General features: G+C 42.8%; 24 protein-coding genes. 17 read left to right on the top strand and 7 right to left on the bottom strand.

Annotated features, from left to right (window positions below; translation table 11 throughout):
• Nucleotides 1-174: 174 nt before the first annotated feature.
• The 6 genes from cmk to pyrF all read left to right on the top strand — a co-directional run bounded on the left by cmk (nt 175) and on the right by pyrF (nt 5,615).
• A complete protein-coding gene (gene cmk / locus HUO09_RS11875) occupies nt 175-855 on the top strand; it encodes a (d)CMP kinase (protein ID WP_167412760.1) in 681 nt (226 codons plus the stop codon).
• Nucleotides 856-959: 104 nt separating this feature from the next.
• Nucleotides 960-2,630 carry a 30S ribosomal protein S1 gene (gene rpsA / locus HUO09_RS11870; protein ID WP_167412759.1) on the top strand — a complete coding sequence of 557 codons (1,671 nt, stop codon included), beginning with the start codon at nt 960-962 and terminating at the stop codon, nt 2,628-2,630.
• Between the two features lie 308 nt (nt 2,631-2,938).
• On the top strand, nt 2,939-3,217 hold the full coding sequence (gene ihfB / locus HUO09_RS11865) for an integration host factor subunit beta (protein ID WP_042486798.1): 279 nt from the start codon (nt 2,939-2,941) through the stop codon (nt 3,215-3,217).
• 129 nt (nt 3,218-3,346) lie between these two features.
• The gene (locus HUO09_RS11860) at nt 3,347-3,634 is read left to right on the top strand and encodes a LapA family protein (RefSeq protein ID WP_167412758.1); all 288 of its coding nucleotides are present in this window, start codon (nt 3,347-3,349) and stop codon (nt 3,632-3,634) included.
• Between the two features lie 12 nt (nt 3,635-3,646).
• Nucleotides 3,647-4,816: a lipopolysaccharide assembly protein LapB gene (gene lapB / locus HUO09_RS11855; protein ID WP_167412757.1), complete on the top strand. Its 1,170-nt coding sequence runs from the start codon at nt 3,647-3,649 to the stop codon at nt 4,814-4,816.
• A gap of 103 nt (nt 4,817-4,919) precedes the next feature.
• Nucleotides 4,920-5,615, top strand: a complete 696-nt coding sequence (gene pyrF / locus HUO09_RS11850; RefSeq protein ID WP_188234099.1) for an orotidine-5'-phosphate decarboxylase — start codon at nt 4,920-4,922, stop codon at nt 5,613-5,615.
• 41 nt (nt 5,616-5,656) lie between these two features.
• On the opposite strand, the gene HUO09_RS11845 is transcribed toward pyrF, so the two are convergent.
• Entirely contained in the window at nt 5,657-6,427 is a 771-nt protein-coding gene (locus tag HUO09_RS11845) for a tRNA-(ms[2]io[6]A)-hydroxylase (protein WP_188234098.1), read from the bottom strand.
• A 71-nt stretch (nt 6,428-6,498) separates the two neighbouring features.
• Entirely contained in the window at nt 6,499-7,263 is a 765-nt protein-coding gene (locus HUO09_RS11840; RefSeq protein WP_167412754.1) for a DNA repair protein, read from the bottom strand.
• Nucleotides 7,264-7,573: 310 nt separating this feature from the next.
• Here HUO09_RS11840 and cysB point away from each other — a divergent pair, with 310 nt between their 5' ends.
• Together cysB and HUO09_RS11830 are read left to right on the top strand one after the other, a co-directional pair.
• The gene (gene cysB, locus HUO09_RS11835) at nt 7,574-8,548 is read left to right on the top strand and encodes an HTH-type transcriptional regulator CysB (protein WP_188234097.1); all 975 of its coding nucleotides are present in this window, start codon (nt 7,574-7,576) and stop codon (nt 8,546-8,548) included.
• Between the two features lie 54 nt (nt 8,549-8,602).
• A complete protein-coding gene (locus tag HUO09_RS11830; protein WP_188234096.1) occupies nt 8,603-9,805 on the top strand; it encodes a methyltransferase in 1,203 nt (400 codons plus the stop codon).
• A gap of 42 nt (nt 9,806-9,847) precedes the next feature.
• Here HUO09_RS11830 and ald read toward each other — a convergent pair whose 3' ends face one another.
• Entirely contained in the window at nt 9,848-10,972 is a 1,125-nt protein-coding gene (gene ald / locus HUO09_RS11825) for an alanine dehydrogenase (protein ID WP_188234095.1), read from the bottom strand.
• 156 nt (nt 10,973-11,128) lie between these two features.
• On the opposite strand from ald, the gene lrp reads away from it, so the two are divergent.
• Both lrp and HUO09_RS11815 read left to right on the top strand, forming a co-directional pair.
• On the top strand, nt 11,129-11,623 hold the full coding sequence (gene lrp / locus HUO09_RS11820) for a leucine-responsive transcriptional regulator Lrp (protein ID WP_004726475.1): 495 nt from the start codon (nt 11,129-11,131) through the stop codon (nt 11,621-11,623).
• 188 nt (nt 11,624-11,811) lie between these two features.
• Nucleotides 11,812-14,679 carry a DNA translocase FtsK 4TM domain-containing protein gene (locus HUO09_RS11815; RefSeq protein WP_188234094.1) on the top strand — a complete coding sequence of 956 codons (2,868 nt, stop codon included), beginning with the start codon at nt 11,812-11,814 and terminating at the stop codon, nt 14,677-14,679.
• A 73-nt stretch (nt 14,680-14,752) separates the two neighbouring features.
• On the opposite strand, the gene dsbB is transcribed toward HUO09_RS11815, so the two are convergent.
• Both dsbB and nhaB read right to left on the bottom strand, forming a co-directional pair.
• Nucleotides 14,753-15,286 carry a disulfide bond formation protein DsbB gene (gene dsbB / locus HUO09_RS11810; protein WP_188234093.1) on the bottom strand — a complete coding sequence of 178 codons (534 nt, stop codon included), beginning with the start codon at nt 15,284-15,286 and terminating at the stop codon, nt 14,753-14,755.
• 83 nt (nt 15,287-15,369) lie between these two features.
• Complete coding sequence (nhaB, locus tag HUO09_RS11805; RefSeq protein WP_167413319.1) at nt 15,370-16,962, bottom strand: Na(+)/H(+) antiporter NhaB; 1,593 nt, start codon at nt 16,960-16,962, stop codon at nt 15,370-15,372.
• 640 nt (nt 16,963-17,602) lie between these two features.
• On the opposite strand from nhaB, the gene fadR reads away from it, so the two are divergent.
• Entirely contained in the window at nt 17,603-18,442 is an 840-nt protein-coding gene (fadR, locus tag HUO09_RS11800) for a fatty acid metabolism transcriptional regulator FadR (RefSeq protein WP_167413322.1), read from the top strand.
• A 43-nt stretch (nt 18,443-18,485) separates the two neighbouring features.
• Here the strand turns inward: fadR and HUO09_RS11795 are convergent, their stop codons facing one another.
• Both HUO09_RS11795 and HUO09_RS11790 read right to left on the bottom strand, forming a co-directional pair.
• Nucleotides 18,486-19,646: a DUF1887 family protein gene (locus HUO09_RS11795; protein WP_167413318.1), complete on the bottom strand. Its 1,161-nt coding sequence runs from the start codon at nt 19,644-19,646 to the stop codon at nt 18,486-18,488.
• Between the two features lie 176 nt (nt 19,647-19,822).
• Nucleotides 19,823-21,814, bottom strand: coding sequence for a methyl-accepting chemotaxis protein (locus tag HUO09_RS11790; RefSeq protein WP_167413317.1), 1,992 nt, complete (start codon nt 21,812-21,814; stop codon nt 19,823-19,825).
• A gap of 265 nt (nt 21,815-22,079) precedes the next feature.
• Between HUO09_RS11790 and hinT the strand changes: the two genes are divergently transcribed.
• The 6 genes from hinT (at nt 22,080) to ycfP (ending at nt 26,419) form a co-directional block, all read left to right on the top strand.
• The gene (gene hinT / locus HUO09_RS11785) at nt 22,080-22,430 is read left to right on the top strand and encodes a purine nucleoside phosphoramidase (RefSeq protein ID WP_042486751.1); all 351 of its coding nucleotides are present in this window, start codon (nt 22,080-22,082) and stop codon (nt 22,428-22,430) included.
• 43 nt (nt 22,431-22,473) lie between these two features.
• A complete protein-coding gene (locus HUO09_RS11780) occupies nt 22,474-23,889 on the top strand; it encodes a COG3014 family protein (protein ID WP_373563695.1) in 1,416 nt (471 codons plus the stop codon).
• Complete coding sequence (locus HUO09_RS11775; RefSeq protein WP_102968138.1) at nt 23,889-24,278, top strand: YcfL family protein; 390 nt, start codon at nt 23,889-23,891, stop codon at nt 24,276-24,278. The genes HUO09_RS11780 and HUO09_RS11775 overlap by 1 nt, the downstream gene beginning before the upstream one ends.
• Before the next feature lie 20 nt (nt 24,279-24,298).
• Nucleotides 24,299-24,889, top strand: a complete 591-nt coding sequence (lpoB, locus tag HUO09_RS11770; protein ID WP_167413315.1) for a penicillin-binding protein activator LpoB — start codon at nt 24,299-24,301, stop codon at nt 24,887-24,889.
• 35 nt (nt 24,890-24,924) lie between these two features.
• On the top strand, nt 24,925-25,779 hold the full coding sequence (locus HUO09_RS11765) for a phosphotransferase (protein ID WP_188234091.1): 855 nt from the start codon (nt 24,925-24,927) through the stop codon (nt 25,777-25,779).
• A gap of 100 nt (nt 25,780-25,879) precedes the next feature.
• Complete coding sequence (gene ycfP / locus HUO09_RS11760) at nt 25,880-26,419, top strand: alpha/beta hydrolase YcfP (protein WP_167413313.1); 540 nt, start codon at nt 25,880-25,882, stop codon at nt 26,417-26,419.
• The last annotated feature ends 253 nt before the right edge of the window (nt 26,420-26,672 follow it).

Here is a 26,672-nt window from a genome sequence, read left to right as displayed (position 1 = left end):
ATTTGTTTCATATCCTTCTACCAGCCTCGTGTTTGTTCATTAAAATACAATATATAGAAATCCTTCCTAGCACCTTTGCTCTATTCCCTCTATAATTTTTCGCCGATGAAACGTGGATACCGTTTATCTACGGAAAAATAAGTTATCTACGAATAACAATAAATGGAGTAAAACATGCCCTCACACACTCCGGTGATTACTGTAGACGGCCCTAGTGGCGCAGGCAAAGGCACCCTTTGTATGCTTTTGGCAAACAAGCTCGGTTTTCATCTTTTAGACTCAGGCGCGATTTATCGAGTGTTAGCTCTCGCGGCTATCCATCATGGAGTGGATCTTGAGTCCGAAGACGCGTTAGTGCCACTGGCTATGCATTTAGATGTTCAATTCATTGCTGAAGGTGACTTAGTTAAAGTTATCCTTGAGGGCGAAGACGTTTCGAAAGAGCTGCGTAAAGAAGAAACTGGTATGGCAGCGTCTAAAGTAGCTGCACAACCCCGTGTTCGTGAGGCTTTGCTTCGCAGACAACGCGCCTTTGCTGAAGGCCAAGGCTTAGTGGCGGACGGCCGTGACATGGGAACCGTGGTATTTCCGAACGCAGAGGCTAAGATTTTCTTAGATGCAAGTGCTGAAGAAAGAGCTCGTAGACGATTCAAGCAGTTGCAACTGAAAGGGCTTGATGTTAAATTTGACGCCCTTTTAAGCGAAATCCAAGAGCGTGACGACCGAGATCGTAACCGCCCAGTGGCTCCATTACGCCCTGCAGAGGATGCGCTTGTGCTTGATTCAACCGAAATGTCTATCGACGAAGTTGTCGAAAAAGCACTACAATATATCGAATCGAAGTTGGCGGAATAAACCACGTCAGCTAAGAGCGTTGGTTGCAAGGATGATGACCGGCGAATTTAATAACCCCATGCGGTAGGATACCCGTGGACGTTTAATTATTGAAGATTAAATAAATGACTGAATCTTTTGCTCAACTCTTTGAAGAGTTCCTAAATGAAACTGAGTTCCAACAAGGTAGTATCGTTAAAGGTACTGTAGTAGCTATCGAGAACGGTTACGTTCTTGTAGATGCTGGCCTTAAGTCTGAGTCTGCTATCCCTGCTGAACAGTTCAAGAACGCTGCTGGCGAACTTGAAGTTGAAGTTGGTTCTGAAGTAGATGTTGCTCTAGACGCTGTTGAAGACGGTTTCGGTGAAACTCAACTTTCTCGTGAGAAAGCTAAGCGTCACGAATCATGGATCGTTCTTGAGAAAGCATACGAAGAAGCTGAAACTGTTGTTGGTATCATCAACGGTAAAGTTAAAGGCGGTTTCACTGTTGAACTAAACGGTATCCGTGCATTCCTTCCAGGTTCTCTAGTAGACGTACGTCCTATCCGTGACACTGCTCACCTAGAAAACAAAGAGCTAGAGTTCAAAGTTATCAAGCTAGACCAGAAACGTAACAACGTTGTTGTTTCTCGTCGTGCTGTTATCGAATCAGAAAGCAGCGTTGAGCGTGACGAACTTCTTGAAACTCTACAAGAAGGTACTGAAGTTAAAGGTATCGTTAAGAACCTTACTGACTACGGTGCATTCGTTGACCTTGGTGGTGTTGACGGTCTACTACATATCACTGATATGGCATGGAAACGCGTTAAGCACCCATCAGAAATCGTTAACGTTGGTGACGAAATCCTAGTTAAAGTTCTTAAGTTCGACCGTGACCGCACTCGTGTATCACTAGGTCTTAAGCAACTAGGCGAAGATCCATGGGTAGCAATCGCTAAGCGTTACCCAGAAGGTCACAAACTATCTGGTCGCGTAACTAACCTAACTGACTACGGCTGCTTCGTTGAAATCGAAGAAGGCGTTGAAGGTCTAGTTCACGTTTCAGAAATGGATTGGACTAACAAGAACATCCACCCATCTAAAGTTGTTAATGTTGGCGACGAAGTTGAGGTTATGGTTCTTGATATCGACGAAGAGCGTCGTCGTATCTCTCTAGGTCTGAAACAGTGTAAAGCTAACCCATGGCAGTCATTCGCTGAAGCGCAAGCTAAAGGCGACAAAGTTACTGGTAAGATCAAGTCAATCACTGACTTTGGTATCTTCATCGGTCTTGACGGCGGCATCGACGGTCTAGTTCACCTATCTGACATCTCTTGGAACGTTCCTGGAGAAGAAGCTGTACGTGAGTACAAGAAAGGCGACGAGATCTCTGCAGTTGTTCTAGCAGTAGACGCAGAGCGTGAGCGTATCTCTCTAGGCGTTAAGCAAATGGAAAACGACCCATTCAATGCTTATGTAGCTGACAACAAGAAAGGTGCTCTAGTTAACGGTACTGTTACTGCAGTTGACGCTAAAGGCGCAACTATCGAGCTAGAAGAAGGCGTAGAAGGTTACATCCGCGCTTCTGAAGTTGCTCGTGACCGCGTTGAAGATGCAACTCTAATCCTAAGCGTTGGTGACAGCGTTGAAGCGAAATTTACTGGTGTAGACCGTAAGAACCGCGTAATCAACCTATCTATCAAAGCTAAAGATGAAGCTGAAGAGCAAGAAGCAATGGCTTCTATCAACCAAGAAGATGGTGGCTCTTTCGGTAACGCAATGGCAGACGCTTTCAAAGCAGCTAAAGGCGAATAATAGCTTCTAGCTATCGCTAAATAAGAAGGAGCCGTAAGGCTCCTTTTTTTTGCCTTAATACTTTCTAATATTAAAACTCTAGATTGTTTAACCCGCTGAAGCTTATACAGTTAGTGCCATTTTTCATTGAAAGAGAGAGTTTGATCGGCATCATTTAAGCTAAATGAGCTAATGTTTAGTAAATAAACAGAAAATCTTTAGAAAACTATTAGGTGTTTTGCTAGATCATTTTCTACAATACTAAGTAAGTGTTTGTTGGAATTGATATTACTCACTATAATGGGTAATAAAAATCTGTGAGGGAAGTTATGACTAAGTCTGAATTGATCGAAAGGCTCTGTGCTGAGCAAACACATCTGTCGGCAAAAGAAATCGAAGATGCGGTAAAAGATATTCTTGAGCATATGGCCAACACTCTAGAGAGTGGAGATCGCATCGAAATTCGTGGTTTCGGTAGTTTTTCTCTTCACTACCGTGAGCCTCGCGTTGGCCGTAACCCTAAGACAGGTGAAAAGGTGGAACTTGAAGGCAAATACGTGCCTCATTTCAAACCTGGTAAGGAATTGCGCGAGAGAGTGAACGGTTAAATTCTCTAGCTAAATGAATTAGGCGGCATACTGACGAGGTGTGCCGCTTTTTTATGATATATAGACATGGTTTGTCAGGGCATTTTCCTGCATAATCAGTAAAGCCGATTTATTGATAGGTGATGGACTATGAAAATTATAAAAATCGTTGTGGTACTCGCTCTCTTTTTGATTGCACTGGCTTTGGGATCTCAAAACCAAGAAGTCGTGACTTTCAATTATCTACTCGCACAAGGTGAGTTTCATCTATCCACTCTCCTCGGTTCTGTATTTGTTACTGGCTTCGTTCTTGCTTGGGTTATCTTTGGTAGCTTACATCTGAAATCGCAGTTGAAAGTACGTAAGTTAAACAAACAACTGAAAAAAGCGACACCAGCAGTTAAAGACTCACCTGAAAACAGAGTTAATATTGGATAAGGCTGTTTTTAGATGTTAGAAATTCTCTTCTTGTTACTACCAATCGCTGCCGCTTATGGTTGGTATATGGGTAATCGTAGTGCCCAGCATGACAAGCAGAAGCATTCTCACCAAATCTCGCGTCAATATGTTACGGGTTTAAACTTGTTATTGTCTGATCAATCAGACAAGGCAGTTGATCACTTTATTGAGCTTCTTCAAGTAGATAACGAAACTATAGATACTCATCTTGCTTTGGGTAATTTGTTTCGTTCTCGCGGTGAAGTAGACCGTGCCATTCGCATCCACCAAAACTTAATCTCACGCTCTGGGCTAACGATAGAGCAAAAAAATCTGGCTCTTCAGCAGCTAGCGAAAGATTACATGGTGTCTGGTTTCTTGGATCGTGCAGAGAAAATCTTCGAGCAACTTATCGATGAACCAGAGCATCGCGAGTCAGCCTTGCAACAACTGACGGCCATTTATCAGCAGACTCGCGAGTGGCACAAGGCTATCGAATGTGCATCAGCGCTGGTCAAAATGGGCCGTAAACGCATGAAAAGCAACATTGCGCATTTTCTATGTGAGTTGGCAATGCAAGAGAAAGCCAATGGTAGCGAAAGCAAAAGTATTCAACTTTTTAAGCGTGCATTAGCAGAAGACCCTAAATGTGTGAGAGCAAGCATTGCTCTAGGCAAGTCCTATTTAGAAAGTGAAGATTATAAGCAGACTATTCATTACATGAAGATGGTGTTGGACCAAGATATCGACTTTATAGGCGAAGTCTTACCGACATTGGCAGAGTGTTACTACCATCTTGGCCAAGAGCACGAGCTTGTAGAGTTTCTGCGTAAGTGTATTGAAAATAAAGCCGGTGTCTCTGCGGAGTTGATGTTGGCTCAGTTAGTTGCGCAGCATGAAGGGGTTGCGACTGCTCAGGAGCTGTTAACTCGTCAGTTAGTGAAGAACCCAACGATGAAGGGCTTCTATCGCCTGATCGATTATCATATCGCTGAGGCAGAAGAGGGACGAGCAAAAGCAAGTTTGTCTACACTTAAGAAGCTTGTTGGTGAACAGTTAAAAGTGAAGCCGCATTATCGATGTCGGAAATGTGGATTTTCAACCCATTCTTTATATTGGCACTGTCCTTCTTGTAAAGGATGGGGGTCAGTCAAACCCATTCGTGGTTTAGACGGAGAATAGTAATAGGTCAAACGGCCACTATTGTTGGTTTGTTATCAACCAATAAGACTTGCAGCTCTAATGGCTGCATTTTTTTAAGCTCAATCAATACTTAGGAGTAGAAATGAACGACCAGAAAGTGATCGTTGCACTGGATTATGATAATCAAGCGGATGCGCTTGAATTTGTCAGTAGAATCGACCCAACAAGCTGTCGCTTAAAAGTGGGCAAAGAGATGTTTACGCTTTTTGGTCCAGATTTCGTTCGTGAACTACATAAACGTGGCTTCTCTGTATTTTTGGATCTTAAGTTTCATGACATCCCAAATACCTGTTCTAAAGCAGTAAAAGCTGCCGCTGAACTTGGCGTTTGGATGGTAAATGTTCATGCGAGTGGCGGTGAGCGCATGATGGCCGCTTCTCGAGAAATCATAGAGCCATATGGTAAAGACCGTCCACTGTTGATCGGTGTAACGGTATTGACGAGCATGGAGCAAAGCGATCTTGCGGGCATTGGCTTGGATGTTAAGCCTCAGGAACAAGTGATGCGTTTAGCGAGCTTAACGAAGAATGCAGGCTTAGATGGCGTGGTGTGTTCAGCACAAGAATCTCAAATGCTCAAACAAAGCCTAGGTAAGGAGTTTAAATTGGTGACTCCTGGTATTCGTCCGGCAGGTGCTGATGTTGGTGACCAACGCCGTATTATGACGCCATATGAAGCTGTTCAAGCTGGTTCTGATTACCTAGTCATTGGCCGACCAATCACTCAAGCTGCAGACCCTGCAGCCGTTCTAGCAGAAATTAACGCATCATTAGCGTAATCAAGTGAAATACAAAAAAGCCAGCATGTCGCTGGCTTTTGCTATATCGGGGAACCGGAATGGAATCGGAACTCGTTGTCACTGGAAGAGATGAGTTCAGCTTCAACTTCGCCAAAAAACTTAACTCTGTCTGCAATATTGTGGGTAGATATTTTCTCAGCTAAGGCTAAGTAATCCTGATAGTGGCGAGCTTCAGATCGTAGAAGTGAAATATAGAACTTCTGAATAGACTCTTCTAAATAAGGGGCGAGTTTAGCAAAGCGTTCGCACGAACGTGCTTCTATGTACGCACCGATAATTAGCTTATCGATAAGAGCTTCTGGTTCGTACGTACGGACATGTTTTATCATTCCTTTTGCGTAACGACTCGCCGTGATAGGACGATAGTCTAAGCCTTGTTGTTCAATGATTTCTAAAACCTGATAAAAGTGATGCAGCTCTTCTTTGATAAGAAGCACCATTTTGTCAATCATCTCTTGTCCATAGGAACAACCTTGTTTGGCTTCAATAGATTTAGACAGTTGGCTTTTCCCGCGCAGCGTATCTAGGTTACCTATGCCTTTGTAAGCAAATAACTCATATGGCTCCACAAGCTGGGTGATCTGCTTTTTACCTTCTTCAGTAAGCACATATCGCTTTAATAAAAACACAGCGCTCTGAGCCGCCTTCAGCTCACATAAGAGATGGTCTCGCAGGATTCTAGATAGATTTTTAGACTTTTTTGCTTCTTCAATCCAAGCATCAGGAGTTGAACATTGAAGAAACTGATGAATTGGCGTGAGCAGTGTATTAAAGGTTTGGTCTTGGTTCATAATTCTTATAATAAAAAAGGCTGCCGAGGCAACCTTTCATCAAACTGAGTGTTACGTTGGTAACGAGTATATTACCACTTTTTCTTTTCACCAAAGAGCGCTTCCATATCACTGTTACGTTCTTTCTCTTCGATCTCTTGAAGTTCAGTGGCACTTTTCGATTGACGTTTATGCTCAAGATCATCATACATTTGTTGTAGCTTATCTCGTGCTTGGTTCGAGTAGTTGTCGTTCTTTGTGCTCAGAACATCTAAGCCTTTACGCAACAATTGAATTGCCGTGCCAGGTTGGCCTCGGATGATCGAATCATTTGCACGTTTAATGACGTTTTCAATGTTGATACGGACTTGAATATTCTCAAGGCGAGCATTTTCTGTTACGTAGGCTTGGGTTTCAAAGCGACCTTTATTATGCTCACTTTTAATTGTGTCACGTAAACGCTTAACCAGTTTAAGCATCACAATCGCTTGTTTATCACTACTAGGCACTTTAAACGTTGTACTGTCACCACCTGGATGGTGCTCTTTCAAATGCTTAATTTGCGCATTCATATGTTCAATACGCTGGGCCAACTGTTTGTTCTTTGGCTCAAGTTCAAGCATGTTTTGTAAGCAATCCAAAATTCGAATATTTAGGCAAAGCAGTAATTCTTTACTAAAAGGCAGGTGATGTGCATTACCGATCAAATCTTCGGTAGCATCAATGATGGCCAAGTATTTTGAGGATTCTTGCTTTCTTGCCGCTTCAACTTTGACTTTATACTGCAACATGATGTTGTAGCCCAAAACCAAAACTAACAGTACTGCAACCAGCGCAATGATTAAACCTATATTCATAAATTCCGTGTCTTCATTTTTCAATGACTAGTGAATAGGATACAACAACATAACTTATCACTACACCTACAAATTTACTAATTTCATTATGTTTTTTTTGAAGCAAAAAAACGCTCCTATCTATTTTGTTTGAAGGTTCGCACAAAGTTTTACTGCTAATACTTAAGAATAGAGTTAAATTTTCATCCTAAGCACTGTTTTATCAAATTTATCCGTTTGCTGCGCCGTGAGACCTTGCAAATTCTACTAGTATGGGTATATAACTAATAATTATAAAGCATACTCATTTAGGCAAGGAATTAGGGCAATTATGAAGTTGCAGCAATTAAAATACATCGTTGAGGTGGTCAATCATAATTTGAACGTTTCTGCCACAGCCGAGAGTTTGTACACATCTCAGCCAGGGATCAGTAAACAAGTTCGTTTATTAGAAGATGAGCTGGGGATTCAAATATTTGAGCGCAGTGGTAAGCACCTTACACAGGTAACGCAAGCTGGTGAAGACATCGTACGTATAGCTACAGAAATACTTTCCCGTGTAGAAAGTATAAAAGCTGTTGCGGGTGAACATACTCATCCAGAAATGGGTACGCTAAATATCTCCACCACTCATACCCAAGCACGATATGCACTGCCTGACGTCATAAAGGGATTTACTGCTCGTTATCCTAAGGTTTCTCTGCATATGCACCAAGGGACGCCGAGTCAAATGTCTGAAGCGATTGCCAAAGGTGTCGCAAATTTTGCTATTGCGACTGAGGCGTTGCATCTATACCAAGATGCGGTAATGCTGCCTTGTTATCACTGGAACCGTTCAATTGTCGTACCGAAAGATCATCCGCTGACTAAGAAAGAGCAAATCACTATTGAAGATTTGGCGGCTTTCCCGTTAGTCACTTATGTGTTTGGTTTTACAGGGCGCTCTGAGCTGGACACTGCTTTTAACCGAGTAGGTCTAACACCTAAGGTTGTTTTCACCGCAACAGATGCCGATGTTATCAAAACTTATGTTCGTATGGGTATTGGTGTGGGGGTGATTGCCAGCATGGCGATTGATCAAGAGCAAGATAAAGACCTTGTCGCGATTGATGCGAGCCATATCTTTGGCGCGAGTACAACCAGTATTGGTTTCCGCAGAGGCACCTTCTTACGCTCTTATATGTTTGATTTTATGGAGCGTTTTGCGCCTCATTTGACCCGTCCGGTTGTAGAACAAGCTATCTCTCTAAAATCCAACATGGAGATTGAAGAGATGTTTAAAGATATTGAACTTCCGGTGCGTTAAGGCTTTTACTTCATTTCTCTCTCCCTCTAAACTACCCCCTGTTTAGGGGGAGCTATGCAGTCCAGATTTCAAACAATCGATACCTTTTTAGTTACGCACCAGTCTCTTTGGCGTTTTGAAGCATTTTTGCGATGCTTTGAAGGTGTTTCTTTGTGGCAACAGCAATTCCCTCAGTTGCATCACTGGCTCGAGAGTCTGAGCATTGAAGAGATCGAGCGATTGAAGAATGACACTGATGAGTTGATTAATCAGCTGTCTAACTTGATTCCTGAACTTAGCCTTATTCCTCAACTGACTCGTTTGCCCTTTACTCAACATTCAGTATTGGAACGAAACCTCACTCTTGAGGCGGGAATTCCGGGAAGAAAGCTATCTCAGATTAAAGCGCTAGGGCAGAGCGTACTGAAACAACATCACGGCCACGAGTGGTTAGAATGGTGCGCTGGAAAAGGCTACCTCGGTCGAATTCTGGCTTTTAATTCAAAGCAACCCGTTGTGAGTTTTGAATATCAGCAAGCGCTTTGTGAATCAGGCCAAAGTGAAGCTGAACATCTCGATTTGCCAATGACTTTCGTTCAAGGCGACGCTTTTGAATCCGAAAGTGCACAAGTTTTTCACTCTGATCAACATGCGGTTGCGCTGCATGCCTGTGGCGATTTGCATGTTCGATTGATGCATAACGCAGCGGTGGCCAAGACAAAAGCGGTTAGCTTTTCACCATGTTGTTACCATTTAACTCACCATGATACTTATCAAGCGCAATCTTCTTTAGGCAAAAACTCTGAACTCCGATTAACCAAGCAAGAACTGCGAATTCCACTTCAGGAAACCGTAACTGGTGGAGAACGGGTGAAACGCCATAGGCAGCAAGAAATGAGTTTCAGGTTGGGGTTAGATGCTTTACTGAGAGAAGAACTCGGGTTTAGCGAGTATATGCCCGTTCCTAGCATCAAGAAATCAATGTTAAGTGAAGGGTTTGAAGCGTTCTGTATATGGGCGGCCGAGCAAAAAGGCATCCTTCTTCCAAAATTGAATTTCGCGCATTATGAAAAAATAGGCATTCAATACTTTTGGCAGATGGAACGGCTTAGTTTAGTTCAGCAAAGTTTTCGCCGCTTATTGGAAATTTGGTTGGTATTAGATAAGGCGATGTTTTTGTGGGAGAAAGGTTATCAAGTTGAGTTGAGCGAGTTTTGCAACAGAGAGGACACGCCGAGAAATATCCTGATTCATGCAGTGAGAAATGAGAGCTTTTAAAGCGTCTAGGACACCGAGCTTAAACTCGGTGTCCTTTTGGGTTTAATTAAACATTTCTATTGCTTGTCTAGGATCTACGTAGTCAAGCTGGAAGGCATCAGCGACGGCTTTACAAGTCACTTTACCGTGGATAACGTTTAGCCCATTAAGCAATCCCGAATCTTCAAGTAATGCTCTTTGATACCCTTTGTTCGCCAGTTTGAGAATATAAGGGAGCGTGGCATTGTTGAGAGCATAGGTAGACGTTCTGGCGACTGCTCCCGGCATGTTTGCTACGCAGTAGTGAACCACATCATCGACGATGTATGTCGGCTCTGCGTGTGTAGTGGCATGGGACGTTTCGAAGCAACCACCTTGGTCAATCGCAACGTCGACGATGGCTGAGCCTGCTTTCATCTGGCTAATGTGTTGTTTAGTCACCAGCTTTGGCGCTGCTGCACCGGGAATTAAAACCGCACCTATCACTAGGTCAGCAGTTAGAACATTTTGCTCTACCGTATCTTTGGTCGAGAATAAGACTTTCGCGCTGCCCTGAAATTCTTCATCAAGCTTGCGTAACGTATCGATATTTTTATCAATGATAGTAACGTCAGCTCTAAGGCCAACAGCCATTCGAGCGGCGTTTGCGCCGACTACACCACCGCCTAGAATGACGATTTTCGCGGGAGCGACCCCCGGTACACCGCTGAGTAATAAACCACATCCACCACGTGATTTCTCTAAAGCCTGTGCACCCGCTTGAATAGACATTCTGCCAGCGACCTCAGACATTGGTGCTAATAGTGGTAAGCGACCCATATTATCTGTTACAGTCTCATATGCTATACAGACAGCTTTGCTCTTGATTAGCTCTTCAGTTTGTGGAAAATCTGGAGCTAGGTGTAAATAAGTAAATAATATTTGCCCTTCTTTGAGCAATGCTCGTTCTACAGCTTGAGGTTCTTTAACCTTTACAATCATCTCTGCTTTCGCAAATATGTCGGCAGCGGTAGGAAGAATGGATGCGCCCGACGCGATGTAATCGTTGTCGGAAATACCAATGCCATTTCCGGCATTTGTTTCTATCAGAACTTGGTGGCCGTGAGAGACAAGCTCTCTCACACTTGATGGGATCATACCAACACGGTATTCGTGGTTTTTGATTTCTTTAGGTACACCAATGATCATCCTAACTCCTTAGTCTTACTTGGTTGTATTGACTGTGTCTTGAGTTTTATGACGAGTTTATTGCTAGTATATGCGCTATTGTTTAAGATTTGAAACTGCATATTAAAAAGTTGTAGTATATTTTTTGCAAGGAAGTAATTAAGGTGGAATATAAAAATGGCAGACAACTATAAAAGGCCGTCCAAGGATCTTGATCGTATCGACCGCAACATCTTGAATGAGTTGCAGAAAGACGGTCGTATCTCGAACGTTGAATTATCTAAACGAGTAGGTCTATCTCCAACGCCGTGCTTGGAGCGTGTACGTCGCTTAGAACGTCAGGGATACATTACTGGCTATACCGCGTTATTAAACCCTCAATACCTTGATGCATCACTATTGGTTTTTGTAGAAATTACTCTAAACCGTGGTGCGCCAGACGTGTTTGAACAGTTTAATACTGCAGTACAAAAACTGGATGATATTCAAGAATGTCATTTAGTTTCAGGTGATTTCGACTATTTGTTGAAAACTCGTGTATCAGACATGGGTGCTTACCGTAAATTACTTGGGGATACCTTGTTGCGTTTACCTGGTGTAAACGACACTCGTACCTACGTAGTAATGGAAGAAGTTAAACAAACCAATCAGTTAGTTATTAAAACCCGTTAATCGTGCTGAAGTTCAGAATAGTGGTATTTCTTTCCGCATTCTGACTTTAGATAATTGGGTTTTTGACCTTGATATGGTTAAATCTTCGAACAAACCGAGCGGCTTTTGCCGCTCGGACTGTTTTCACCTATCCAATATGAGTATAGTGTTACTCACGTTGGCCGTAATAATCATATTCAAGTTGGTTTATGTTCAAAGAGAACAAAAATAAAGTCGAAACTATTATCAAAACGAGTGAAGAAATTGATTCTGGACGTTTGGATGGTATTCAAAGACTTAAAGAGTGCGGGCTAATACTGGCTGTTCTGGCTTCTATTTTATTAGCAGTAGCACTATTTACATTTAGTCCTGCCGATCCCTCATGGTCTCAAACTGCATGGGGTTCTGATATTCAAAACGGTGGCGGAATTGTTGGCGCTTGGGTCGCTGACACGTTGTTTTTTGTCTTCGGTTCACTTGCTTATCCTTTACCTATTATTCTAACTGCGGTTGCGTGGGTGGTGTTTCGTAAACGCCGCGAAGATGAAAGCATTGATTTAATGCTTTGGGGGACACGCTTGCTTGGGCTAGTCGTCCTTTTGCTAACCAGTTGTGGGTTGGCGGATATTAATTTTGACGACATCTGGTACTTTTCGTCTGGTGGTGTTGTCGGTGACGTTCTTACCAGCCTAGCTTTGCCTACGTTAAATGTGCTGGGTACGACACTGGCTTTGCTGTTTTTCTGGGGCGCAGGTTTTACGCTATTAACAGGCATTTCATGGTTGAGTATTGTTGAGGGGCTAGGCGATTTAAGTATTGCGGGTCTGCATTGGGTACTTAATCGCATGCGTGGTGAAAAAGACGAAATCATTGAGCCTCAACTGACACCTCCATCGCTCGTAGAACCAATTCATACCAAAGCGTTAGAACAAACAGATGAAACACTTGATTCTGTTGAAAGCATTTCGGCTATTCCTCTAGAGACAGAAAACGAGTCTCAGCCAACAGCACGCCGTTTTAATATTCATATGCCGAAAGAAGAGCCGGTTATCAGCTCTAAAGCTGAAGCGGATGAATCGTTTTCAGCGCCACTTACACCAGCGCCGAACTATGATTATGACGAGGATGATGAAATTCCGCCTCGTAGCAAGCAGCTCTCAGCAACAATCGAACAACTCGATATGGTTGCCCGTGAATCGGATGACTTTGCTCAAGATGAAGTCCCTTCTAGCTCCGAGCTGGAACAAGAGAATGCCATTGACCAAATTGATATTTCTGACGAACCACCAGTCGATGCTCGCCAACTTGAAAATGTTGTGAATACTGTAGAGTTCGAAGATGACTCTCACATTGAGCCAACCATTTCTAACTTTGATGTTCTCGATGATGACGAGGAAGAATGGCAACCTCAGTCGGCACAGTCTGAATACGAAAATGATGATTATGAAGATGAAGACAGTGGCGAGACAGAAGAAGACCAAGATCTCACGGCTTTCCAAAGTTTAGTGTCTGAAGCTCAGGCGAATATGGCAGGGCAACAAAACCCATTTTTGATGCAAAAAGACGTGAACTTGCCAAAACCAACTGAGCCAATGCCGACCCTGGAACTGCTTTATCACCCAGAAAAACGTGAAAACTTCATCGACCGAGCAGCTTTGGAAGAGATCGCTCGTTTAGTAGAAGCAAAACTGGCCGATTATAAGATACAAGCGGAAGTGGTCGATATCTTCCCTGGGCCAGTTATCACGCGTTTTGAACTGGATTTGGCTCCGGGTGTTAAGGTTAGCCGAATTTCGGGCTTGTCGATGGATTTAGCACGTTCTCTGTCTGCTATGGCAGTACGTGTGGTTGAAGTTATACCGGGTAAACCATATGTCGGTCTGGAATTGCCGAATATGAGTCGCCAAACCGTGTATTTGTCCGATGTTATTAGCAGCCCTCAGTTCAAAGAGTCTAAATCCCCGACTACCATCGTGTTAGGGCAGGATATCGCCGGTGAAGCTGTGGTAGCCGATCTTGCCAAAATGCCGCATGTTCTTGTGGCTGGTACTACAGGTTCGGGTAAATCGGTCGGCGTGAACGTCATGATTCTGAGTATGCTGTATAAATCGACACCGGAAGATGTGCGTTTCATTATGATTGACCCGAAAATGTTGGAGCTGTCTATTTATGAAGGCATACCGCATTTGCTGTCTGAAGTAGTGACAGATATGAAAGACGCATCAAATGCATTGCGTTGGTGTGTTGGCGAGATGGAACGTCGATACAAGCTTATGTCTGTATTAGGTGTACGAAACATCAAAGGCTTTAATGACAAGTTGAAGATGGCCGCTGAAGCTGGTCACCCGATTCACGACCCATTGTGGAAAGAAGGTGACAGTATGGATGCGGAAGCTCCATTGCTAGAGAAGTTACCTTACATTGTTGTGGTCGTGGATGAATTCGCTGACTTAATGATGGTGGTGGGTAAGAAAGTCGAAGAGCTGATTGCTCGTCTTGCTCAGAAAGCGCGTGCCGCAGGTATTCACCTGATATTGGCAACTCAACGTCCGTCAGTTGATGTTATTACAGGTTTAATCAAAGCGAACATTCCAACTCGTGTGGCGTTTACGGTATCGACTAAGACTGACTCTCGAACCATCTTAGATCAAGGTGGTGCGGAATCGTTGCTTGGCATGGGTGATATGCTTTATCTTCCTCCGGGTTCCAGTCATACAATCCGCGTGCATGGTGCATTCGCATCCGATGATGATGTGCATGCTGTTGTGAATAACTGGAAAGCACGCGGTAAACCAAATTACATCAGTGACATTATCAGTGGCGATCAAAGCCCAGAGATGATGCTGCCAGGTGAAAGAATGGAAAGTGATGAAGAGGTTGACCCTCTGTTTGATCAGGTAGTTGAACACGTTGTAGAAACGCGTCGAGGTTCTGTTTCAGGTGTTCAACGTCGCTTTAAAATTGGTTATAACCGAGCAGCTCGTATTGTTGAACAGCTCGAAGCGCAAGGTATCGTAAGTGCTCCAGGGCACAATGGTAACCGTGAAGTTCTTTCTCCTGCCCCCATCAGGGATTAACAATAAACCAGTTATCAGTATCGAAAAAGGCGCCAATCGGCGCCTTTTTAATGATCTTTTGTTAACAGTTCTGTTAGCTGAAGAAACGTCTCTTCTCTTTAAAAAACTGAGAGATAACAATAACAGCAAGGACTAAGAGATTAGCGGCAAAAATAATGACTAGCCATTGAGGCATTGATAAGTCAAAGAATTGCCAAACGATCTTACTACAATCCCCATAGGCTTCGAATATCCAAGGGAACCATTGGTTTAGTGGTGCCCAGCTCGGGAATTTGACAAACACATCACATGTAGCAAAAGGAGAAGGGTGAAACTGATATTGAACGTGCTGAAGAGATAGCATTAGGCCATGGTAAGCGCTATATCCCCAACCCGCTAATCCTAACCAACGAAACAGTGGGTTCTTCGGTGCAATTAATCCCACAATTGCCGCTCCAGCTATTCCCAACATCGCAACGCGTTCATAAATACACATAACGCATGGCGCTAGCACCAGCACATGTTGGAAGAAAAGCGCACACGCTTCAAAAAACAACACAAATCCCAACAACAACATCCATGAGATTCGGTTTTTTGAAAAAGTGTGCAATTTAGAAAAGAAATTCACAGTTTATCCTTACCGTTTATATGAAAAAGCTCTGAGTTATCAGAGCTTTTTATCTTGAAATAGTTTCCTATTCAATACAAATTTTAGTGACTTTCTGGAGCCAAGCTGCCAACTGCAGACACCGAATGATGAGAAAGCCAGCCAAAATCGTAGAACATATGTGTCATTGGCTCGGCTAGGAAGATGATGCCAGCTAGGCCTACCAATGTAAGTACCAAAGTATATGGCAGCGCCATAACTACCATTCGACCGTAAGAAAGACGAATTAACGGAGCCAGTGCCGAAGTCAACAAGAACAGAAATGCAGCTTGACCGTTTGGCGTAGCAACAGATGGCAGGTTAGTACCCGTGTTAATGGCCACAGCAAGCAAATCAAATTGATCACGGGTAATAATCCCTTGAACCATGGCTTCTTTAACTTCGTTAATATACACAGTACCGACAAACACGTTGTCCGAAACCATTGATAGCAAACCGTTGGCTACATAGAACAAAGCTAACTGTGTACCGCTGTCTTCAATATGAAGTACGGCATCGATGATTGGCTTGAACAGATGTTGGTCAATGATTACCGCAACAACGGAGAAGAATACGGCGAGTAGGGCAGTGAACGGCAATGCTTCTTCAAACGCCTTGCCCATCGAATGTTCTTCGATAACACCCGTAAATGCGGTTGCGAGGATAATTACGGAAAGTCCAATAAGACCAACAGCTGCTAGGTGAAGCGCTAATCCGACAATTAACCAAACTGCGATAATACTTTGTACCCAAAGTTTGGCGATATCTTGATTAGTACGAGTTTTGCGTTCTTCTGTATCGAAATCGATAAGGATTTGACGAACGTTGACTGGCAGATCGCTGCCATAGCCGAACACTTTGAATTTCTCAACTAATACACAGGTCAAAATACCGCAGAAAAATACCGGCACGGTGACAGGAGACATGCGAATTAAGAATTCACCAAAGAACCAGCCAGCTTGATCGGCGATGATAAGGTTCTGAGGCTCACCAACCATGGTCATTACACCACCTAAAGCGGTACCCACACCAGCGTGCATCAATAGTGAACGTAAAAAGCCACGGTAATTCTCTAAGTCATCTCGTGTCAGTTCAGAAATGTGTTCATCATGAGTGTGGTCATGTGATGAATTGAAGGACTGCCCTGAAGCAACCTTATGGTAAATAGAGTAGAAGCCGACAGCGACACTGATAATCACGGCGATAACGGTCAGTGCATCCAAGAAAGCAGACAAAAATGCAGCGGTGACACAAAACGCAACGGAAAGGGCAACTTTAGAACGGATACCAAGTAGTATTTTGGTGAAGATAAACAGCAGCAGATTCTTCATGAAGTAGATACCTGCAACCATAAATACCAGTAGAAGTAGCACTTCTATGTTGGCAACTAATTCATGTTTTACCTGGGCTGGGCTCGTCATTCCAATCGCAATGGCTTCTATTGCCAATAAACCGCCAGGTTGAAGCGGGTAGCATTTAAGTGCCATTGCCAAAGTGAAAATAAACTCAATGACAAGTAGCCAGCCAGCAATAAACGGATTGATGAAAAAGAAAACGATGGGGTTAATAATAAGAAAGGCAATTATGGCAACTTTGTACCAATCAGGTGCTTTTCCTAGGAAATTCTTGATAAAAGCGTTTCCAAGGGACATCGGCATGGTAATTACTCTCACTGTTATAAAAAATTAACAAGGATATGTGCCAGCTTTGATTTGAACCCTAATAGGTCTGGAATCAAAGTCTTTCAACAGTGACTTAGAGAGGCAATAAAGAAAAATTGCCCATTTAGAACCTTGCCAAGTCACTCCCTGATCAAAACAAGCACTCTAGACTTCGACCGCAACTCTACCTTCATAACTTATTTAGTCAACATTCGTTTTGAAGGTGTTGAAGCTAGGAATATTTATTTTTTAGCGTGATATTGTGGCTTCATTTATAACCTGAAGCTAATTAAAAAATTATTTTCAAGCCTATAGGATTAATAAATGTGCGTAAATACTACAAAGCTCACGTAAATTACTCTATTTAGGTAAGTTTATTTTGCTTTTTGCTCAATTATTATTGTGATTAATCTCTCTTTTTTTATGTGGTTTTTATGCATCAAAAGTTACCAATAGAAATATTTTGATACATATTTTAAGTGATTTTATTGAGTTCAGAATCGAGTCATTGGTTAATTCCTTTTCCATTAGTTAGCTTTGTGACAAGTTTAGGGTTGCTTTGTTTCCGCTTGGTGATAACTAGTGGTATGATGAGTCACATTTGAATCTTATAAATAGAAAACTGGATCAGTACTTAATGGTTATTAAGGCAAAAAGCCCAGCAGGTTTCGCAGAAAAATACATCATCGAAAGCATTTGGAACGGTCGTTTCCCACCTGGCTCCATTCTTCCTGCAGAACGTGAACTCTCTGAACTCATAGGAGTTACTCGAACAACGTTGCGCGAAGTCCTTCAGCGTTTGGCGCGTGATGGTTGGCTGACGATTCAGCATGGTAAACCAACGAAAGTAAACCAGTTCATGGAAACATCTGGTTTGCATATTTTAGATACGCTAATGACGTTAGATGCAGACAATGCAACCAGTATTGTTGAAGACTTGCTAGCGGCTCGTACAAATATTAGTCCTATCTTTATGCGTTATGCATTTAAGATAAATAAAGAGAATTCAGAACGTACGATTACGAATGTCATTGAATCGTGTGAATCACTTCTTGCTTCTGAATCTTGGGATGCATTTATGGCCAATTCGCCATTTGCAGAGAAGTTGCAGCAGCATGTCAAAGATGACGGTGAAAAAGACGAAGAAAAGCGTCAATCAGTATTGATTGCTAAGACTTTTAACTATTACGACTATATGTTGTTTCAGCGTTTAGCGTTCCATTCTGGCAACCAAATCTACGGATTAATCTTTAACGGTGTTAGAAAACTCTACGACCGAGTGGGGAGCTACTATTTTTCTAACCCAGAAGCTCGCGAACGTTCTTTGGCGTTTTATCGTGAACTATTGACGATTTGTCGTTCAGGTGATCGAGAGCACTTACCGAATGTGATTCGTCACTATGGTATCGATAGTGCTCAGATTTGGAACAAGATGAAAGATACCTTGCCATCGAACTTCACTGAAGACGATTCCTAATAAAAAGCCCGCTGGAAAGCGGGCTTTTTTAATCGTTAAATTTCTAGATGTTTTCTCTACCGCCAGCTTGCTTAAACCAAGCCGTTAGATGCGTTTTGAGGTCCTTTAATTCGTCAGGACCAATTAACGCGAGTCCAAGATCTTCTGCGCGAGTGATATCGTTGTGGCGCAGAGGTCTGAAACTCACTAACATCGCTCGTGCTTGTAACCCACCAAGCAAGTCTCTTAACGACTCCAGCTTATACAAGGTGTCATCACCATCATCACGCATACCTTTGGTTTTGCATTCGATGATATAGAGCTTATTGTTAACAACCGTTGCGATATCCAATTCGTTACGTACTTCTTTTTCACCCAGTTGTCGGTAAACCTGAACGTTGAGGGAACGATCCTGAATGGTCGGTAAGTTGTCTTGAATTTGTTTCACCGTACTGTGCACAAGTGTTTCTAACCATTCGCCATTCGAAAATCTGCGGGCATCTTCGTTTGCAAAAGTAAGTACGCCATTTTCATAGGTTGCAATCTCTGTTTCTACCAAATCATTAAGCAACATATTCAGTTCTCGGTAACCTTGTTGCTTTTCAGATAGCTCGACATCTAATCGTTGCTCTTTACGACACGTTGTTGCTAAGTAGTTCAGCGTTGCTAAGCCAGGACCAAGTTCCAAAGCGTTACCAGCCCAACGTTCACCCAAGTTATAAAGTTTTTCATCCAACTGAGGTGTAATGTTGTGTTCACTGAACTCGCCTCGAGCTCCAAATATGGTTAGGTAATCAGAGATAGTGATGTGATCTTGTACCTGAGTATCCGCATTGCCGTCAGGGTAAAGCCAACATAAGCAGTCACTGTTAGGTTCCACAACAAAAATTGGCCAGTGATAGGTACGGAACACTTCGTAAACACAAAGAAGTCTGTGTCTGAGACCGCAACTTGCATTGAGTTTTATTGGCAGGTTGCGTTGCTTTAAGTCGTCAGCGAGAACATTGATCGCTTTCTTTATCTCTGCAACATTCGATCCTGCCGGAATTTCGAAAAACTCAGAGGTGATATCGCGCTGGCTTAGTACTTTGTTTAAGCGAAGATACATTGCTTCTTGCGATCTATCCCCGACGAAAACAATATGACGACTTGCAGTTCTGTTATCTAAAAGTGGAGTAACCAGACGAACGGGGTCTTGGTCAATAATGCCAACATGAACAGCCATAGTTTTTCCTCATGTTTGGCTTGCAAAAAGAGTTAAGTATGAAAGGTTTGCGCAAGCCATAGCTATCATATAACGGTGCTAGGCTGAAAAAACAAGGGTGACCTTATAGAAAAGGTCACCCTTATGGTAGTTTTTACTTAATGATTACAATCTAGAGCGTAAAGTACACAGCGAGGTCACAGTTTAAATCTGTGCACTAACGCACTTTGTTGTGATGCAAGTTGAGTCAAGTTGGTGCTGTTATCGGCAATTTCTACCATCGCTCGGTAGCTCTCATCTGAGATTAAGTTGATGTCTTCGATGCTACGGGCAATGCTCGCAGTTGTTTCGTTTTGTTCAGCAGCCGCTTGAGAAATATGAGTACTCATTTGGCTGATTTCTATAATGAGTGCCTGTATTTCTTCCATTGCGCTGTTGGCATTTGAAGCCTGCTCAACAGACTGCTCCATATCTTTCATACAACTTTCAATCACTTTACTTGCAGAAGTTGAGCTTGATTGAAGATTACTAATCATATTTTCGATTTCAGCGGTTGATTCAGTTGTACGTTGTGCTAGAACGCGTACCTCATCAGCAACCACCGCAAAACCACGACCTTGTTCACCAGCTCGTGCAGCTTCAATCGCGGCGTTTAGTGCAAGCAGGTTGGTTTGCTCAGCGATGTTACGAATCACATCCAATATGCTACCAATTTGGCTGCTCATTCGGCGCAGATCGTTGGTTGCTTCCACAGACTCATTCAAACGTGCTTCCAGTTGGTTAATAGTCGAGATATTTTGACTCATAATGACACGACCAGATTCAGAAGCTGTTTCAACTTGCTGTACCATTTGCAGAGAACTTTGAGCGCTGCTCGCAACTTCTCCTACTGAGTGCGCCATCTCTGTCATAGCTGTAGCAACGCTCGCTGTTTGTTCACGTTGGCTGTTTAGCTGAGACTGTGCACCTTGCGACGTTGTTTGGTTGTTATTTGAGGTTGAGGTTAGGGCATCCGAAGCTTGGTTTAGTTTTTTCAGAATGTCATGCAGGCTATCAGCTAGGGTATTGATATGGCCGCTCACTCGACTGAATTCGTTGTTGTAACGAATATCGATGCGCTGAGTCATATCACCATCAGTTAAGCTTTCTAGTGTGGTTAGTATGCGTTTTAAAGGCTCACGAACACTTTGTGCCAAGTGGTAGCCAATCGCGATAGCAATAACCAGCACCGCGATACCAATGCCCACGGCTTTGTAGAGGCCTTGCTGATAAACATCACCCGCTTCAACGAGTGAGCCGTTTAGGTCGTTGGTCGCCGTTTCGTTAAATGAATCCAAAATGGTCATCGCGTTATCGATTTCTGCCGCTAGGTTACCAATGTTTTCATAGAGTGCTGCACGCGCTTTAAGGTATTCGTTATGTTGATCTAGTACGCCGCCTTTTTGACCTATGTCTTGAGTAAACTGCTTAACTTTCTCGTCAAAAGCACTTTTTAGACCCGGAAGCTGAGTGACCAGACCGCGATATGCGTAGTTGAGGTGGGTAACGGCTTTCTTGTTCAAAGCCACTGCCTTTTCAACAAAAGCCACATCGCTGCTTGCTAATGCATCTGATGTAATGACTTCAGCATCACGTAGTTTGATGAAGTAGCTTTTCGCCATGACTTTCACTGAAATATTGTTTTCACCATCAACGGCTTCTTTCATTCCAGCGCTTAATTCAGCCTGTAAGCGTTGGAACTCACGGGTTGATTTCTGAACCTTGGCCTGAGCATCAAACATCGCCTGATAGTTGTTCATCGCCTTATCTGCTTCGGCGAAATAGCGATTTTCTAATTGCTTCAATGCATCTACACGCTCAATGAGATCAGGGTGAGAAACACTAGCACCTTGCAATTGATTTAGCGTTTCGCTGAACTTGTTCTGAGCGTCAACAAATGAGTTGCGTATATCATCCATACGCTCAAGATTCTGAGTGGTCAGAAAGTCTTTGAAGGATTTGTCTGCAGACAACAATTGAACGCTAGTTTGGTTAGATAAAGAAACGAGCGGTAGAGCTGTTTTCGATACACTTTCAAAATTAGAATGAATTTGATTCATTCCACTCATCATGATGGCAACTGTTACAGCGAACATGACGATAATTAATGCAAAACCAGCATACATCCGTCTTATTACGGAACCTTGCATACTTCTACCCCCAAATAAATACATTCTCAAAAATAAAAAAATAAAAAATTGCTCTATGGCAAATGGCTCGACGACTAAACAAGCAAGCGCCATTCTATGAATGATTAGTCGTCAGTTTTTAGAGGAAAGTTACAAAATTGTAATTTGGCGGTCGCAAAAATTGAATTCTGTTAACTGGATAATGTTTTGTATTGAGGTTTGAAGCACCTTGACGCATACTCAAATGCATCATGATTTATACAAAATGCCTACTACGGAGCACTTTATGGCTGAGGAAACCATTTTCAGTAAAATTATTCGCAAAGAGATCTCAGCAGATATCCTCTATCAGGATGATTTAGTTACCGCATTTCGAGACATCAATCCTCGCGCTCCAAGCCACATTTTAATCATTCCAAATAAATTGATTCCTACTGTGAATGACGTGGAAGAAAGTGATGAACTTGCACTTGGACGTATGTTTACCGTTGCGAAAAAATTGGCGAAGGAAGAAGGGATTGCAGAAGATGGCTACCGTCTACTTGTAAACTGTAACTCTCATGGCGGACAAGAGGTTTACCACATTCACATGCACCTTGTTGGTGGCCGCCCGCTAGGTCCGCTATTGATGAGTTAAGTATGAATAATGCCCTGTTCCACGACGGGGCATTATTGTTTCCATCCTAATTTTTGCGGAGTGTGTGGTGAAGGCCAAAAAGCGACACATTACGGTTTCCATAGCCTGTTTGCTGTTAAGCGCGTGTGCCAATATGACGGCAGGTAATCTGTTCAGTCATTATAGCGCCCAGAATCAAGACCTATATCAAACGGTCAAGCAGGGGCAATACTCTGAAGCTACCGATTTATTTGAAGATTATGTTGCGGGCGATATTCTCGACAATCTGGAGAAAGGTCGCGTCTATTTTTTGAATCAGCAGTATGCCGAAAGTAAAGCAACTCTTGAACTTTCAGACCAAGCTATTAAACAGCAGCAAAGCAAGGCGGTCATTTCCGTTTCAGACACCGCGACCAGTGTGGGTTCGCTCGCTGTCAACGACAACCTAAATGATTACCAGCCTGCGGATTATGAGTTAGGTTTTCTGCATCTCTACCTTGGGCTTAACTACGTGAAAGCTAATGATCTCGATGGTGCTTTAGTTGAGATGCGCCGAGCGAACCAAGTTCAAGAGCAAGCTCGCGCGAATCGTGAAGCTGAACTTGAACGTGCTCAAAGTGAGCTACGTGAAAACGGAGTCAGTGCCAATTTGGGCAGCGTTCTTTCCCGATATCCTGATGCAGGCAAAACATTGCAGGCTGTGCAAAATGGTTATCTACTCTATCTTTCTGCACTTCTTTACGAAGCTTCAAATGATCTTAACAGCGCTTACGTCGATTACAGACGAGCATTAGCCGTTACCCCGGATAATAAAGCTGTGATCGATGGAACTTTGCGAGTTGCTAAACGCCTTGGTATGAAAGAAGACTTAACTTTATTGGAAAAGCAGTACGGTTCGGCACAAACTCTGCAAGAAGGTCAAGGGCGAGTTATTATTTTAGATGAGCAAGGTGTTGTAAAGGCGATGGAAAGCTGGCGATTATCTTTACCTCTTTATGACAGCAGAGGGAATAGTGCGCTGTATTCTTTAGCTTTACCGTACTATAACAACAGCGTAGTGCAGCAGAAGTTTCATATGCAGTTGAATGGGAAAGAAGTGGCTTCTTCTGCATTAACTAACGTAGATTTAATGGCACAGCGGAATTTGTCGGAAAAGATGCCAACCATTGCAATTCGACAAGCTTTACGTGTGGTGGCCAAAGAACAGTTGCGTAAAGAAACCACTAATGGCAATGATGTCGGTAATTTGGTGTTAAATGTATGGAATACATTGACAGAACAACCAGATACACGCAGCTGGATTACATTACCAGCGTCAGTTAACGGTGCCACTGAAATCGTACCATCAGGCGAGCAGACTTTGAATGCCGCTGGTAAGACATACCAATTCAATGTTCCTGATAAAGGAACCACTCTTGTTTGGGTGTCCCAACAAGGGTCGAATGCAACTATGTGGCACAAGCAACTAGGGAAATTGTGATGAAAAAATGGCTTGTAGCTTTACTGTCGACGTTAGCGATAGTGGGCTGTAGTAAAAACACAGCAGGACTCAGTGTTGAAGGTGAATCGCAAAGAGTATTATTTGCTGATAACGTACTAGGCAATCGACTTGTTATTGATGATATATCGACAATAGAAGTCGATGGACATGCTCGAGGCGTGGTTCGTTTAGTCAGCAACTATAACGGCGATCAACATATTCAGTACCGATTCTACTGGTATGACGATAACGGTTTGGAAGTGAACACTCGTCTTGCGCCTTGGAAGCAAGCGATCGTTCGTGGCATGGAAAGTATCTCTATCTCAGAAGTGTCGGTAAATCCAAATGGGAAACAATTTCGCGTTCAGATCCGTGAATCTGACGACTAGGCAATTTTAGAGGAAGCCAAATGAAAAAGAGTGTTATTGCGTTGCTTGGATTAGCTGTGATTCTTGGTGGATGTTCAAACAAAGTCAGTTATGGTGATGCGCAAGCAGTAGAAACGGTGACTGTTGATTTCGGTTCAACGGATCTGCAAAGAATCGCTGGAGAGATGGTCGACAGCATGATGATGTCCGGCTCTGTTGCGGCGATTACCCGTGATTCTCGTCCAATCGTTTTTGTCGAACGCATTAAGAATAAAACTAGCGAGCATATTGATACTGAATCGATTACTGACACTATCAGCACTAAAATGCTGAATTCAGGAAAGTTCCGATTTGTCGATATGGACCGTGTAGAGTCAGTTCGTGAGCAACTTAAGTTCCAGAACAATGATGAGCTTGTAAACCAAAGCTCCGCGATTCAGTTCGGTAAAATGGTGGGTGCTCAGTACATGCTGTACGGAAACCTAGCCAGCATTGTGAAGAATGCGGGCAGCGATAAAGATGTTTACTATAAAATGACAATGCGCTTAATGGATCTGCAAACAGGCCTGATTGAATGGGCAGATGAAACTGAAATTCGTAAGCAAGAGTCGAAAAGTTTACTTGGTCTTTAATCCCATCTAGTGTGGAAAATTGAATGAGGTGAGCAATGGCTAGGATGTCTTGGCTAGAAGCGTGTCAGTTAGACCCGACTTTACAGTCTGTTGCTCACTTTTTTTCTTTTCCGCCCGAATATGCACAAACCCTGACGGGCGGTTTAACCAATCGTTGCTGGAAAGTGGTTTGCCAGAAAGGCAAAGCCTATGTCTGGCGACCTAATACCCCTATCACCAAAGCCTTTTCTATTTCTCGTTTTCAGGAATACCAGATTCTTAAGGCGATTGAATCGACACACATTGGCCCAGCACCAGTATTCATTAGTGATCAAGGGCTGTTAGTTGAATGGGTGGAGGGGCAATCACTTCACAACGGGGTAAAGTTCGACTCGTTACTCAAAATACAATCAAGAATCCACTCTATTGATACGACCAAAATTCCTGTTGTTCCTTTCTCATTTTTAGCGCGAATTGATCATTATTGGTTTCAAATTAACGATCGTTTTAAAACGCCTGAATTTGAGAAGCTGTATCGTGATTGGAGAAATCCGCCAAGTTTACCTGACGTAGGCTACGCTTTGTGCCATTTTGATTTGGCAGGCTATAACATGGTGAAAACAGAAGATGGCATTAAGGTTATTGACTGGGAGTATGCTTCAATCGCCGACCCAAGGCTGGATCTCGCTTTGAGTATTGATGTCGCGGGTGAAAACTCATCAGAAGCGATTGCTCGTTACTGTCAACTGAGAGAAATAGTCGATATTGATGTTTGGATTGAAGGCGCTAAAGCATGGCTGCCAAGAGCAACTGTGATGGCAATGCTTTGGTATCTGCTTGCTTTTCAGTTGTGGGGCGATGAGCACTATTATCATCAGGCGCTTAAAATTAAAGAAACATTTTGTAGTTAGGATCACTGTTTGTTGTTTATGTCTCATTAGTTTTCGTACGATTTACTTTAAAACCTTAGCGTTCGTGGTAGATTAAAGCCTCAAGGAGCGGGGGAGTATTATGATTATTTATTTGCACGGTTTCGACTCAACCAGTCCAGGGAACCACGAAAAAGTTCTGCAATTGCAATTCATCGATGACGATGTTCGCTTTATCAGCTACAGCACGTTACATCCTAAACACGATATGCAGCATCTTCTGAAAGAAGTCCATAAAGTGATTGAGCATTCTAATGATCCCAACCCGATTATTTGTGGGGTAGGTTTAGGGGGGTATTGGTCTGAACGTATTGGCTTCTTGTGCGGTATCAAGCAGGTGATCTTTAACCCGAATCTCAACCCTGAAAGTAACATGACGGGTAAAATTGATCGTCCTGAAGAATACGAGGACATTGCGACCAAATGTGTTGAACAGTATCGGGTGAAGAACAAAGGGCGCTGCTTGGTGATACTGTCACGTAACGATGAGATGCTTGATAATCAACTCACGGCGAAAGCATTAGAAGATTATTACGACATCATTTGGGATGAAACTCAGTCTCATAAGTTCAAGAAAATCTCCCAGCATCTTCAAGCAATAAAAGCCTTTAAAATGGCTTGATTTGATTAATTTCAATATGAATAACGGCCGCACAGTTGGCCGTTTTTTATTGTGTAACAGATGGTTTAATTCCCTACAGTTTGAGTGAATATAAGGTTGCGTGAAGGATTCTGCGATATATAATGTGACCCTCAAAATAAATTTGATGTATATCAAAAAAACGATAAAGAGCAAGACATAAAACTTGCCTAGAATTGAGATGTAAATCCATTTCTGTCCCAAACACTTAACATTAATAATTAGCCTCAAATCG

It is taken from the genome of Vibrio sp. Y2-5, from assembly GCF_014596725.1.
In the GTDB taxonomy this organism is placed as follows: Bacteria; Pseudomonadota; Gammaproteobacteria; order Enterobacterales; family Vibrionaceae; genus Vibrio.
Note: the sequence above shows the minus strand (reverse complement) of the source record. Positions and strands in the feature narration are given on the sequence as shown.

Excerpts from the sequence above, each read along its gene's own strand:
- cmk (WP_167412760.1), top strand. The coding sequence starts at position 175 with ATGCCCTCACACACTCCGGTGATTACTGTAGACGGCCCTAGTGGCGCA.
- rpsA (WP_167412759.1), top strand. The coding sequence starts at position 960 with ATGACTGAATCTTTTGCTCAACTCTTTGAAGAGTTCCTAAATGAAACT.
- ihfB (WP_042486798.1), top strand. The coding sequence starts at position 2,939 with ATGACTAAGTCTGAATTGATCGAAAGGCTCTGTGCTGAGCAAACACAT.
- HUO09_RS11860 (WP_167412758.1), top strand. The coding sequence starts at position 3,347 with ATGAAAATTATAAAAATCGTTGTGGTACTCGCTCTCTTTTTGATTGCA.
- lapB (WP_167412757.1), top strand. The coding sequence starts at position 3,647 with ATGTTAGAAATTCTCTTCTTGTTACTACCAATCGCTGCCGCTTATGGT.
- pyrF (WP_188234099.1), top strand. The coding sequence starts at position 4,920 with ATGAACGACCAGAAAGTGATCGTTGCACTGGATTATGATAATCAAGCG.
- HUO09_RS11845 (WP_188234098.1), bottom strand. The coding sequence starts at position 6,427 with ATGAACCAAGACCAAACCTTTAATACACTGCTCACGCCAATTCATCAG.
- HUO09_RS11840 (WP_167412754.1), bottom strand. The coding sequence starts at position 7,263 with ATGAATATAGGTTTAATCATTGCGCTGGTTGCAGTACTGTTAGTTTTG.
- cysB (WP_188234097.1), top strand. The coding sequence starts at position 7,574 with ATGAAGTTGCAGCAATTAAAATACATCGTTGAGGTGGTCAATCATAAT.
- HUO09_RS11830 (WP_188234096.1), top strand. The coding sequence starts at position 8,603 with ATGCAGTCCAGATTTCAAACAATCGATACCTTTTTAGTTACGCACCAG.
- ald (WP_188234095.1), bottom strand. The coding sequence starts at position 10,972 with ATGATCATTGGTGTACCTAAAGAAATCAAAAACCACGAATACCGTGTT.
- lrp (WP_004726475.1), top strand. The coding sequence starts at position 11,129 with ATGGCAGACAACTATAAAAGGCCGTCCAAGGATCTTGATCGTATCGAC.
- HUO09_RS11815 (WP_188234094.1), top strand. The coding sequence starts at position 11,812 with ATGTTCAAAGAGAACAAAAATAAAGTCGAAACTATTATCAAAACGAGT.
- nhaB (WP_167413319.1), bottom strand. The coding sequence starts at position 16,962 with ATGCCGATGTCCCTTGGAAACGCTTTTATCAAGAATTTCCTAGGAAAA.
- fadR (WP_167413322.1), top strand. The coding sequence starts at position 17,603 with ATGGTTATTAAGGCAAAAAGCCCAGCAGGTTTCGCAGAAAAATACATC.
- HUO09_RS11795 (WP_167413318.1), bottom strand. The coding sequence starts at position 19,646 with ATGGCTGTTCATGTTGGCATTATTGACCAAGACCCCGTTCGTCTGGTT.
- HUO09_RS11790 (WP_167413317.1), bottom strand. The coding sequence starts at position 21,814 with ATGCAAGGTTCCGTAATAAGACGGATGTATGCTGGTTTTGCATTAATT.
- hinT (WP_042486751.1), top strand. The coding sequence starts at position 22,080 with ATGGCTGAGGAAACCATTTTCAGTAAAATTATTCGCAAAGAGATCTCA.
- HUO09_RS11775 (WP_102968138.1), top strand. The coding sequence starts at position 23,889 with ATGAAAAAATGGCTTGTAGCTTTACTGTCGACGTTAGCGATAGTGGGC.
- lpoB (WP_167413315.1), top strand. The coding sequence starts at position 24,299 with ATGAAAAAGAGTGTTATTGCGTTGCTTGGATTAGCTGTGATTCTTGGT.
- HUO09_RS11765 (WP_188234091.1), top strand. The coding sequence starts at position 24,925 with ATGGCTAGGATGTCTTGGCTAGAAGCGTGTCAGTTAGACCCGACTTTA.
- ycfP (WP_167413313.1), top strand. The coding sequence starts at position 25,880 with ATGATTATTTATTTGCACGGTTTCGACTCAACCAGTCCAGGGAACCAC.